Annotated in this window: 10 protein-coding genes; 3 read left to right on the top strand and 7 right to left on the bottom strand. The window is 39.5% G+C overall.

The features are described from left to right. Window positions 1-6 precede the first annotated feature (6 nt). From AKG39_RS03980 to AKG39_RS03950, 7 genes are all read right to left on the bottom strand, one after another. Window positions 7-963, bottom strand: a complete 957-nt coding sequence (locus AKG39_RS03980) for an ATP-dependent 6-phosphofructokinase (protein WP_050739066.1) — start codon at window positions 961-963, stop codon at window positions 7-9. A gap of 2 nt (window positions 964-965) precedes the next feature. Beyond that, window positions 966-4,514, bottom strand: coding sequence for a DNA polymerase III subunit alpha (locus AKG39_RS03975; RefSeq protein ID WP_050739065.1), 3,549 nt, complete (start codon window positions 4,512-4,514; stop codon window positions 966-968). Window positions 4,515-4,746: 232 nt separating this feature from the next. Continuing rightward, window positions 4,747-5,652 (bottom strand): hypothetical protein, encoded by a 906-nt coding sequence (locus tag AKG39_RS03970; RefSeq protein ID WP_050739064.1) that lies wholly within the window; start codon window positions 5,650-5,652, stop codon window positions 4,747-4,749. Between the two features lies 1 nt (window position 5,653). Continuing rightward, window positions 5,654-6,310, bottom strand: coding sequence for a class D sortase (locus tag AKG39_RS03965; protein WP_050739063.1), 657 nt, complete (start codon window positions 6,308-6,310; stop codon window positions 5,654-5,656). Window positions 6,311-6,347: 37 nt separating this feature from the next. Beyond that, window positions 6,348-6,926, bottom strand: coding sequence for a hypothetical protein (locus tag AKG39_RS03960; RefSeq protein WP_050739062.1), 579 nt, complete (start codon window positions 6,924-6,926; stop codon window positions 6,348-6,350). A 90-nt stretch (window positions 6,927-7,016) separates the two neighbouring features. Beyond that, complete coding sequence (locus AKG39_RS03955) at window positions 7,017-7,745, bottom strand: CpsD/CapB family tyrosine-protein kinase (RefSeq protein ID WP_050739061.1); 729 nt, start codon at window positions 7,743-7,745, stop codon at window positions 7,017-7,019. After that, window positions 7,745-8,443 carry a YveK family protein gene (locus tag AKG39_RS03950; RefSeq protein ID WP_050739060.1) on the bottom strand — a complete coding sequence of 233 codons (699 nt, stop codon included), beginning with the start codon at window positions 8,441-8,443 and terminating at the stop codon, window positions 7,745-7,747. Before AKG39_RS03950 ends, AKG39_RS03955 begins: the two co-directional genes overlap by 1 nt. Window positions 8,444-8,899: 456 nt before the next feature. On the opposite strand from AKG39_RS03950, the gene glpK reads away from it, so the two are divergent. From glpK to AKG39_RS03935, 3 genes are all read left to right on the top strand, one after another. Then, entirely contained in the window at window positions 8,900-10,390 is a 1,491-nt protein-coding gene (gene glpK / locus AKG39_RS03945) for a glycerol kinase GlpK (RefSeq protein WP_050739059.1), read from the top strand. A gap of 155 nt (window positions 10,391-10,545) precedes the next feature. Continuing rightward, window positions 10,546-11,133 (top strand): glycerol-3-phosphate responsive antiterminator, encoded by a 588-nt coding sequence (locus tag AKG39_RS03940; RefSeq protein ID WP_242852549.1) that lies wholly within the window; start codon window positions 10,546-10,548, stop codon window positions 11,131-11,133. A 111-nt stretch (window positions 11,134-11,244) separates the two neighbouring features. Further along, the gene (locus AKG39_RS03935) at window positions 11,245-12,714 is read left to right on the top strand and encodes an NAD(P)/FAD-dependent oxidoreductase (RefSeq protein ID WP_050739057.1); all 1,470 of its coding nucleotides are present in this window, start codon (window positions 11,245-11,247) and stop codon (window positions 12,712-12,714) included. Window position 12,715 lies beyond the last annotated feature (1 nt).

Raw genomic sequence — 12,715 nt, 5'->3', positions numbered from 1 at the left:
TCTAAATTAAATGGACAAGACCATTGCGATATCGTAAATGTCCTGACGGAATATTTTCTTCATTTGAATAGCTTCTTCAAGGGGTATCCCTAAATATCCACCTAATCGTTGCACCATCACACTTCCGGTTTCTTTTTTAACGATGGCTTGGATGGCATTATATCCCATAAAACATGCCAAATTCCGGTCCATGTTCGAGGGTGATCCGCCTCTTTGAATGTAACCCAAATTCGTTCCCTTTGTAGTCACCTGGGTAAGTTCTTCTATTTTTACACAATAATCGCGATAATTGCCACAGCCTTCTGCCAACATCACAATACTATGGAGTTTCCCGCGGTCTTTTCCAATCAGGAGTCGCCGGCAAATCCCATCGAGGTCTGTTTCAACCTCTGGCAGAATCAAGGCTTCAGCTCCGCCGGCCAACCCTGAAAATAGAGCAATATCCCCGCATTTTCGACCCATAACCTGAACCACATTGATCCGATTATGGGAGTAGGTAGTATCTCTGATCTTGCTTATGGCATCCAATGCCGTAGTCACTGCGGTATCAAAGCCTATGGTATAATCACTGCAACCCAAATCGTTATCAATGGTTCCGGGAATTCCGATGACACTAACCCCCAATTTCTGCAGAGCTAAAGCACCCATTAGGCTCCCATCACCGCCAATAATAATAAGGTGCTCAATACCATATTCTTCCAGCACTGCGGCGCCCTGCTTGACTCCTGCCTCGGTTGCAAAAAAATCACTGCGTGAGGTTCTGAGAATAGTACCGCCTCGCTGCAAAATATCAGCTACTGAATAAACATTAAGTGGTGAGATATCTTTTTCCAATAAACCGGCATACCCACGATTAATTCCATAGACTTCAATTTTATTGAAAATCGCCGTTCGAACAACAGCGCGAATAGCCGCATTCATTCCCGGTGCATCGCCTCCGCTGGTTAATACTCCAATACGCATTTTTATGTTACCTCCACGTTTTGTTTTCCTAATATTTGGCTTAATTCTAAGATAAGTGCATCATTTATTGTTACCCATAATTCTTTACTGGCACCAAAGCGATTATTCTCTTTTTTAAAAAACAATACCACCGGAACTTTACCCGGGTATTTTATTAAAACAGTTTTCACCAATTTTATCAAGGGCTTCTCGGTTAAATCTGCAAATGTCAGGATTATTTTCTTTTCGTTTTTTTTTATTTCATCATTATTATACTTTCCTTTGGCTTCTTCAACCTGAAATCTTTGAGATTTCTCGGTTGGCTGACCGATCGGATAAATTTGCGAGGCAATCACCGAGGTATTGGATTCCTCATTATAATTGATTCGCCCTTTAATGATGACTGGTTGATCCTGCTTGAGATACCGCCGATAGTCATCATAGGTTTTTGGAAAAACTACCACTTCAATTCGGCCGTATAAGTCCTCAAGAGTCACAAAGCACATCATCTGACCTTTTTTGGTCATCATGGTTTTTAATTCTAAAATCAATCCGCCAATGCTTACCTGTTGCCCGTCTTTGATGCCGGCATCTTTGAGATCTTGATAACTGTCCATGGTATTTGAAAAAAGAGTCACCGTATTTTTCAGAAGCTCTTCAAATTTTTCAAGGGGATGTCCGGTAACATAAAGACCCAACACCTCTTTTTCCAAAGCTAAGCGTTCTTCCTTTGAAAAAGGTTCTCTTTTGGGGAAATGCTCTTCTTTCAGTATGGTCATTGCCTGAGAATTTCCAAGGCCGCTCATATCAAGAAGTGACATCTGTCCGGCGATGCGATCCTTTTTCTCCCGTTGAACCTGATCCACTGTCATTTCTGCATTAGCCAGCATTTGTGCTCGGCTGGTGCCGATAAAATCAAAGGCTCCACCTTTAATAAGGCTTTCAATTCCTCGTCTATTCAGAGACTTCAGATCAACGCCTTCACAAAAATCCCGAAGACTTTTGAAATTCCCCTGTTTTTTTCTGGCATCAATGATTGCAGCAATAGCATTTTTTCCGAGCCCCTTGACCGCACCTAATCCAAAACAAATCGAAGTCCCGGAAACACTGAATTTTTCATAGCTGGCATTCACACTTGGCGGCAACACATGGATGCCGATTTTTCGACAATCCTCTATGTATTTCGCTACCTTTTTTTCATCATCCATAATACTGGACATGAGGGCTGCCATAAATTCGGTGGGATAATGACATTTTAACCAGGCTGTTTGATAAGCAATAACAGCGTAGGCCGCAGCATGAGATTTATTAAAGGCGTATTTTGCAAAATCCTTCATTTCTTCGTAAATTTTTTCTGCCACTGCTTCAGAAACACCCCGGCGAATCGCGCCCTCCACCAGAATATTTCCATGTTCATCCACTTCCCCATGGACAAATACATATCCTTCAGCCGCCATCACATCGCCTTTTTTCTTTGACATGGCACGACGGACTAAATCGCTTCGTCCCATGGAAAATCCAGCTACATCCCTAAATATTTGCATAACCTGTTCCTGATAAACCATGCAGCCATAGGTTACATCAAGAATTGGTTCTAAGATCGGATGGTGGTAGGGAATCGATGTTGGATTTTTTTTATTTTCAATGTATCGGGGAATTTGCTCCATTGGTCCCGGACGGTATAAGGAAATTCCCGCAATAATATCCTCAAAATTCTCCGGCTGAAGCTCCTTGATAAATTGCTGCATCCCCCGACTTTCTAGTTGAAACACCCCCAGGGTATCTCCTTTTGACAACATTTCAAAAACGTTGACATCATTCATTTCCAGATCGTCCAGATTGATATTTTTGCCGCTTGAAATCTCGATATTTTCCAATGCATCGCGAATGACTGTGAGGGTTCGTAAACCCAGGAAATCCATTTTCAAAAGGCCAAGATCTTCTAGCAGGCCCATGGGAAATTGAGTAGTAATAATGTCATTATTACGATAAAGCGGGATGTATTCCACCAACGGTAGATCCGAAATAACAACCCCTGCCGCATGAGTGGAAGCATGGCGTGATAATCCTTCTATGGATTGAGCGGTTTTTAACAGCCGTGCTACATTATCATCAGTTTCCGCCATTTTTTTCAGTTCCGGGTTTTCTTCCATGGCACCGGCAATGGTCACATTTGCGCCCGGATGAATGGGTATTTCTTTGGCCACCCGATCCACCGCATTATAGGGCATGTCAAGGGCTCGACCCACATCCCGGATGGCCCCTCGAGCCGCCATGGTTCCAAACGTAATAATCTGAGCAACCCGATCATCACCGTATTTATTCACCACATAATCAATAACTTCCTGACGACGTTCATAGCAAAAATCGACATCAATATCCGGCATTGTGACACGCTCGGGATTGAGAAACCGCTCAAAAATAAGTTGATATTTTAACGGATCCACGGTGGTAATATCCAAACCATAAGCTACGATGCTTCCGGCGGCACTACCTCTGCCAGGTCCCACCATAATATGATGATCCTTGGCATATTTAATAAAATCCCAAACAATCAGGAAATAATCATCAAATCCCATGGAGTGGATGACTTCCAGCTCATATTCCAGTCGCGCCATTATCTCAGGCAATGCTTTCGGATATTTTTTTTCAATGCCCTGCAGACAAAGCATTCTTAAATAATCTTTAGCGTTTTCTCCCATCGGCAATTCAAATATAGGCATGTGATTTTTTTCAAGATCAAAGGTTACCTGACACCGGTTCGCAATTCGATTGGTGTTTTCAATAGCTTCGGGAACATCCACAAACAGCTTTGACATTTCTTCCGGGCTTTTAAGATAAAATTCATTGTTCGGAAAACGCATCCGCTTCTCTTCATGGACGGTTGCCGCTGTTTGTATACATAATAGAATATCATGATTTTCAGAATCTTCTTTTTTTATATAATGAACATCATTGGTTGCCACCAAAGGAATATTATATTTCTTAGAAATTTGAATCATGCGTTCATTCACCAAAGCCTCTTCCCGAAGGCGATGATCCTGAATCTCTAAATAGAAGTTATCTTTACCAAATATTTCCTGATATTCCTGACATAAAAGAGCAGCCGCTTCCATATCATTTTTTAAAATCAGCTTGGGAATCTCTCCGGCAATACATGCCGACAGGCAGATAATACCTTCGCTGTTTTCCCTAAGATAAGCATGATCGACCCTTGGTTTATAATAGAATCCATCAATAAAGCCTTTGGATACTATTTTCATAAGATTTTTATACCCAATATTATTTTCTGCCAACAAAATAAGATGAGCACGGCTTTTATCAAGCTGAGCATCTTTTTGATCCAGACCTCGAGGTGAAATATAGACTTCGCAGCCGATAACAGGATGAATTTTTTCTTTAAGACAGGCTTTATAAAAATCGATTGCACCAAAAAGAACACCGTGATCAGTTAATGCTAAACTATCCATTCCCTGTTCTGCAGCCCCTTTTGCAAGACTATTAATTCGACCAAAGCCATCCAACAAACTATATTCACTATGTACATGCAAGTGTGCAAACTTTTTTTTCATTCATCTACCATTCTGAAGTTTTAAATTGATTCTCTTCTTTAAAAGATTTTTTTTTATTATATCATAATATTTATTAAATGAATAGTATCTTTGTCCCAGTCGGTTAATATTGATCCCAGCACTTGAGATTCCAACCCATGCTTTAAAATAAAAAAAGAAATGACTTCCGTGTGATTCGGAAGTCATTTCCTGGATAAAACATTATCGAAATATTAACGATGAATTTTTGTTTTCAATATACTTCTTTCATTGCTTCTCTGTTTCTTTGCAAGAGTATTTTTCTGCGCCGATACATAAAATAACTTATCATCAATAACACTCCAAATGCTAGAAAAATAAGTTGCATTAAATTCCATTTGATAATTGTTGAATCAATGGATCGTTCTAAAACCCATGTAATATAGTTGTCTGTTAGACCAATGCGTTCTGAGATATTCATAAGTTCAATCGTAATACCCGGAATCAATAAAACAATTGAGCTAACCATCAATGACGATCCTGTCCACCAGAGCGTTCTCATCCGATGATGTTTGTTCATCAGCCAAAGAATGAACACTAAAAGAAGCATTAATCCAGCCAACGTCATTTCCATAAATCTCATTTTACTAAAAACGCTTTGAATCTTTTTATCCATACCAACTTGTTTCAGCAATGCCGGATCAATGATCATCGTATACGTTTCAATGCGTTCTCCCGACATTTTTGCAATTTCATCAACCTGCTTCGCCAGTTCCTGGGTATAGGGTTGATTTCTTTGAGCTGCATAATTTTGGGTATAGCTTTCAAGATTATTTTTAATCGCTGTAGTATCATATCTCAATGTGTAATCATTAATATCGCCTCGCAGAAAGGCAATCATTTCCGATACTGCTGTTTGAGTAAAGTCTTTTATTTCCACATCCTTAACCGATGCAGTAATCACATCGCCAGGAAGATTGGTAAAACGGCCAACTTCTTCTAAACCAAAATCAATTTGATCCCTTAGTTTTTCATAATATGCTGGTATGTTTACATACTCGTAATAAGAAATTGGATTCAAAAGGATAAAATCCAAAAACAAAACAGCCTGGAAAAATATCAATACAATCCCCAGAAAAAACGAAATGATTATTCGAAAAACATCTTTTATATCGATCATCTTACACCCCACCCCACGCATTTTCTGGTCCGCTAATTAATTGACAGCGGACAATATATCGGTCAGGAGCTGCCCCGATAAAATCAAAAGGATAACAGGTTAGAAGCGTTAATACCTCGCCGGGTGTTGATAAAATATATTGTTCATCATAATCCGGAAAAATAACGGAATCCTGCATTTCGTAGACAAATTTTCCGGCAGTGGTATCGAGGGTAACAACATCTCCCGGCACCAACTCTCCTAAACGTGTAAACTGAGTGTTTCGATGGGCACTGATCACCACGTTGGAGCCTTCTCCCGGCAGTGCGGAGCCATAAAAATGGCCAGCACCTTTACTCAGTATTGCTTCAACATCTCCCTGGAAAATGGGTGAGACTACCCCAATTTTATCAATTGTAATTTTTCCAAACTCCTCACCAAAAGAAGGAAATTCTCCCTGTGCGGTAGTTATTGTTTCACCATTATATTCGATACGTTCATCCACTAAAAACATTCTAGCCATCGAAAAAGCAAAATCAATGTAAGGACGACAAGCCACAGTAAAAACAATTAAGGTCGCACATAAAAGAAAAATAGGAGCAATCCATAATGCCCCTACTCTTCGTTTTTTCTTCTTTGGAGAGGACTCGTTGTAACTGTTCGTCTTCTCATTTTTCATAAATTAATTCCCTTGTTTATAATTTCAATAAGTATATTTAATTAATTGCATTTTTTCGATAAACAAACATCCCTGCCCCAAGTGTTATTAAGGCTAAAACAGCTGTCACTGCAAATAGGCTGTTATCAACGCCAGTTTTTGCAACCATGGTTGTGCTTGTTGAGGTTGCTCCTGATGCAGTCCAGGTAACACGTACAGCATTCGCCTGGGCAGTAAAAGATTTTCCGGATACCGGGTCAGAAACTGTAAAAGCAAAGCCGCCATCCGATAAGCGACTTACATCGCTTACTGTAAATCCAGCGGTGGTGCAAGCAGCTTCAAACTGTTTTTCTATTTCCCAAGCCTGAGCTTCGCTTGGTGTACCGGAAATAGCATTGCGTGTCGCAACAGCACTATTAATGTTTATAATAATTGCATCGGCCTGGGTTTGGGTGAGAACCTTGCCGGTATCTCTTAAAAAACTTCCGGTAATACCAGAATAAGTTCCTGAAAGTCCAGAATTTCCAATTGCACTGACTACCTGTTCATTGGGGGTTGCTGCCATTACCGCTGAACCTGATGCGAAAATCATTAATGCAACTAAAATACCGAAAATCTTTACTTTTGAATGTCCCATTTTATTTCTCCTTCTTAAGGCTGAATTTTTATACTCTGATTGTACTACATTATTTAAATTATTGTCAAGAAATTTACTACATTTATAGCCTCAAATAGGTTCTTTCTTCAACTGCTTTTTTTTCGTTTTTTCGTTGAGTACCCGATCCTCTTCATAGGCACTATAATAGGCATAATATCCGCTTCGTTTGTTAATCGGCACCTTGTTTGCCACGATGCCAATAACATTGGCATTGACTTTTGCGAGACTTTCTAGGGAGTACCGGACGCCATCACGGTCACAGTTTCCAATTGCCACCACAAGAATATAACCTTCGGCAACAGAACTAAGAACTGCAGCATCGGTTACCATCCCCACCGGAGGGGCATCCAGAAGAATATAATCAAAATTGTTTTTGAGTTCTGCTACCAGTTCACCCATCCGCCGACTTGCCAAAATTTCCGAAGGATTAGGGGGAATAGGACCTGATGAAATAACAAAAAGGTTTGGTACTTCAGTTTCCTGAATCCCATTGATGACTTCAATCTCTTTGAGCAAAATATTAGTTAAACCTTTATTATTGCTCAATTCAAACTTCTTGTGAATTTTGGGTCGTCTTAAATCGCAATCCAATAGCAGTGTACGCTTTCCGCTTTGGGCTAGAGCCACAGCGTAATTGGAAAGGATGGTGGTTTTTCCACTGCTTTTATTGGTACTCGTAATGGCCAACACCTGTAATTCATTATCAATATCCGAAAATGTAATATTGGTTCGCATATTTCGGAAAGCCTCAGAAATTGGGGACTTCGGCAACCGGAACGTGATAATTGTATCTTGCATTATTTTCCTCCATTTGTATCTAATTCAGAAGTTTCCGGGATAATTGCCACAAGAGGGATATCTTCTATAAGTTTTTTAAGTTCATCAACGGTTTTAATAGTTGTGTTTAATGTTTCCCGAATGAAAATTATAAACACACTAACGACCAGTCCAAGCAATAGAGCAATGGCAATATTCAACTTCACATTAGGTGAAACCGGGGTTTTATTCACCTCGGCAATGTCAACAACCTGTAAATTATTAATTTTCATTAATTCTGATATATTAGTCATAAAGACAGCCGCTGTTTTATTGGCAATAGTTGCCGCTAAAACCGGATCTTTTGATGTAACCGTGATTTGAATCAATTCTGTTTCATTGACGGTTGAGACTGAAACCATCTTTGATAATGCACTATCACTCATATCCAACCCCAAGCCTGAATTGACTTCGGACATAACAGATTTACTCTTTGCAATTTCACTGTAAGTGCCAACCAATTGCTGGTTAATTCTCAGCTCATTAGCCGTATCCGAAACCGAACTGGTATAACCCTCCGGTTTTCCAACAATAAGTGTGGTGCTGCTGCTATACTCCTTGTTGATAAAAAAAATGGTAAAGACCGTAGCCAGTACCATAAATAGCGTGATGACAATTATAATCATTTTCCAATTTTCACTCAATAGTTCAAGTATTTCCTGTAAACTGATTTCTTCCATAAATATCCCTCTCTCCTTAACCTTATTATATTAATCTATTTTTAAATAATAAACTTCTGTTTTTATTATATCGTATATTAAAAATTTGAGCAACTTGTTTTCTTAATGCAACCTCTATTTTTCTAATTAAATTACTGTTCGGTTTTTCCTTATACTTAATGAAGAGAATTTTTTATTCCTATTTGTTAAAATAGTATCATTAATTTTTCTTGTTAATCCTTTACATTTATTCTAATTTATGTTAGTATAACGCCATAGACATTTACATTTTTTCATAAGATCATTAACACTAATTTCATATATTGGCAGGAGTTTTGGAGAGCCGTACTACACCTTTTTACATTAAGTGAATATGTAAATTTGTTAGTATGTGCTTTTTTGTTTTCATTACCATTTTCCTACGATTTTATTATGTTTTACATAATTAAATAAAAAAATAAATAGGGGGTTATACTTATGAAGAAGTATATCTTATCACTGGATGCAGGAACCACAAGTTCAAGAGCGATTTTATTTAACCATGACAGCGAAATCGTTAGTGTTGCACAAAGAGAATTTACGCAAATCTATCCAAAAGCTGGCTGGGTTGAACATGATGCCATGGAAATTTGGGCTACCCAAAGTGGTGTTGTTACTGAAGCCTTAGCAATGGTTGGCGCTACCGCCGACGATATTGCCGCCATTGGAATTACTAATCAACGTGAAACCACTGTCGTTTGGGACAGAAAAACTGGCGAACCTATTTATAATGCAATCGTTTGGCAATGCCGTCGTACCGCCGCTTTCTGTGATGAACTAAAAGCCCGTGGCTTAGAAGACTATGTTAGAGAAAATACCGGTCTGGTAATCGATGCTTATTTCTCAGGAACAAAAATCAACTGGATTCTTAATAATGTTGAAGGCGCACGTGCCAGAGCTGAAAAAGGCGAATTAGCCTTCGGAACCATTGATACCTGGTTAATTTGGAAACTTACCGATGGCAAGGTTCATGTTACCGATTATTCAAATGCTTCCAGAACCATGGCCTTTAACATCAAAACCCTTAAATGGGACGAAAAAATGCTAAAAGAATTGGATATTCCAGCATCCATGCTACCAGAAGTAAGACCTTCTTCAGATGTATATGGAACAACTACCTTATACGGCGGGGAAATCCCAATTGCCGGTGCTGCCGGTGACCAACAGGCTGCTCTTTTCGGACAGGCTTGCTTTGAACCTGGTATGGCTAAAAATACTTATGGAACCGGTTGCTTTATGCTTATGAATACTGGTGAAAAACCTGTGAAATCAAGCTCTGGACTGATCACAACCATTGGTTGGGGATTAGACGGTATTGTTGAATATGCCTTAGAAGGTTCGATCTTTGTTGCCGGTGCCGCTATTCAGTGGTTAAGAGACGAAATGAGACTTGTCGATTCTGCTCCTGATACTGAATACTACTGTAGAAAAGTTGCTGATACCAATGGCGTTTACATGGTACCTGCCTTTGTTGGTCTTGGTGCTCCTCATTGGGATATGTATGCACGTGGTGCCATTCTTGGCTTGACCCGTGGTGCCAACAAAGCCCATATTATCCGGGCCACCGTTGAATCTCTTGCTTATCAGACAAAAGACGTTTTGGATGCAATGGAAAAAGATTCCGGTATTAAACTGGCCGAATTAAAAGTTGATGGCGGTGCTTGTGCCAATAACTTCTTAATGCAATTCCAATCTGATCTTCTTGGTGTGCCAGTTGAACGTCCTTCCATCGTGGAAACTACCGCTATGGGTGCCGCATATTTGGCAGGTTTGGCTGTTAAATTCTGGGATAATAAAGATGCCGTTACACAAGCCTGGAAACTTGACAGAAAATTCGAACCAATGATGGATGCTGATGTTCGCGCTAAACTATACGCCGGCTGGTTAAAAGCAGTGGATTGTGTTAGAGGCTGGGAAGACATCGAATAAGACTTCTACCTATTACAGGAAATCTTTTGGGGTGTTGTTCAGCACCCCAAAAATTTTTGAATTTACTCTTTCCTATTCAAGTGATTGTGTTATAATAAATCAGAACAAATACAATCTTAGGGAGGGGCTTTATGTCAACGAGAAAATGTCTTCTCATGTTTCAGGATAATCCCATTATTGTTGCTGTACGTAATCCCAAGGATATTTACGATGCCATCCAATCCGAATCGCAAATTATTTTTTTGCTTACCGGGAACGTATTTAACCTTAAAAAGATGGTGGAACTTTGCAATAAGTCAGGCAAATACGTCTTTACACACCTGGATCTTATTAAAGGTTATTCTCAGGATAATTATTTTATTAAATATCTTAAAGATGAAATCAATCCTACCGGGGTTATTACAACAAAAAATAATATTATTACGCGTGCCAAGCAGGAAAATCTTTTGACAATTCAACGTTTGTTTTTATTGGATTCTTCGGCCATGGATATTTCCATCAACTCTGCACGGAAGATAAAACCCGATGCAATTGAAATTCTTCCAGGTTTAGTCCCAAAACTAATTAAAAACGTTAAAAAAGAGATCAATATTCCGATTGTCACCGGTGGTTTTATTGAAACTGTTGAAGAGGTTCGCTCTTGCCTTGCTGCTGGCGCAATATCAGTCAGCACATCTCACAAACCACTGTGGGATAGTATCCCGCTTATTAAAAAAGAGCAACAAACATTGCTTGAAAAATAAGCCACAATTTAATATAAGGCAAAGGAGAGCCACACCGTTTTTTTAAATAAAATCATTATTTAAAAAAATTGTGTGGTTTTTATTTTTACGAGTTCCAAGGAGGAATTTATTATGTATGATATCGCTATTATCGGAGCAGGCGTTGCCGGTTCCCACATTGCCCGAGAATTATCTCGGTATTTATTAGATGTTGTTTTATTAGACGGGGAAAATGATGTTGGCAATCAAATCTCGATGGCCAATTCTGCCATTGTTCATGCAGGCTTCGACGCCCCATCCTATAAATTAAAAGGAAAATTCAATGCTGCCGGAAACATTATGTATGAAAAAATTTGCGAGGATTTGGATGTCCCCTTCAAACGTTGCGGTTCACTGGTTGTGGCCCATGATGAGTACGAAATGGCGACCATTCATGAGTTGTATAAAAATGGCCTGATCAATGGCGTTCCAGGCATGAAAATATTGTTTAAAGAGGAAGTCCATGCCATGGAGCCTAACTTAAACGAGGATATTTGCGGGGCCCTTTATGCGCCATCTGCCGGAGTTGTTTCCCCCTTTGAACTCTGTACCAATGCAGTAGAAAATGCCGTGGATAATGGGGTAACGCTTAAACTTAACCATATGGTCAGTGATATTGAAAAGGTTGGAAATCACTTTAAAATCACAACCCAAAAGGGCATCATTGAAGCAAAATTTGTAATCAATGCTGCCGGTGTCTATGCCGATGATATTTATGAAATGGTTGGCGAACCCTATTTCCAATTGCTTGCCCGAAAAGGAAATTATTTTATTTTCGATAAGGAAGCCGGTAATTTAGTCAATAGTGTTATCTTTCCATGTCCATCAAAAAAAGGGAAAGGAATTTTGGTTGCCCCAACCGTACACGGTAACCTGTTAATCGGCCCGGATGCGGAACCTACTGAAAAAGGTGATATCTCAACCACCGCTGATCGTTTGGACTATGTTAAACAAAACGCCTTGAAAAACTGTCCATCCCTGCCATTTAATAAAATCATCCGTTCCTATGCTGGTCTGAGAAATACACCGGTAAAGGATACCTTTACCACCACAGACGGTGACTTTATTATTGAAGAATCACCTGTTAAAGGTTTTATTAATGTAGCCGGTTATGAATCGCCGGGCTTAACCTCAATACCAGCTGTGGCTCATTACGTGGTTGAACAGCTCATTAAACCGATGATTCCTGATATTAAAGAAAATCATGACTTTAATCCCAAAGTTCGTCCTCACATTCGTTTTGATGAGCTTAGCGAAGAAGAAAAAATAGCGATCATCAAAAAAAATCCCAAACATGGCAAGGTAATTTGTCGCTGTGAAACCATTACCGAAGGGGAAATTCTGGATGTCATCCATCGCAGTGTGGGTGCCCGAACGGTGAAAGCTGTTAAAAAACGTTGTCGTGCGGGTACCGGACGCTGTCAGGGTGGTTTTTGCGGACCTCGTGTGGTTGAAATTCTCGCTCGTGAACTTAATTGTTCTTTGGATGAAATAATGTATGATCAACAAGATTCTGGCTACATTCTTTCTGGAAAAACGAAATCAGCTAAGGAGGAGGTATAGT

The sequence above is a fragment of the Acetobacterium bakii genome (assembly GCF_001263355.1).
Taxonomy (GTDB): domain Bacteria; phylum Bacillota; class Clostridia; order Eubacteriales; family Eubacteriaceae; genus Acetobacterium; species Acetobacterium bakii.
Note: the sequence above shows the minus strand (reverse complement) of the source record. Positions and strands in the feature narration are given on the sequence as shown.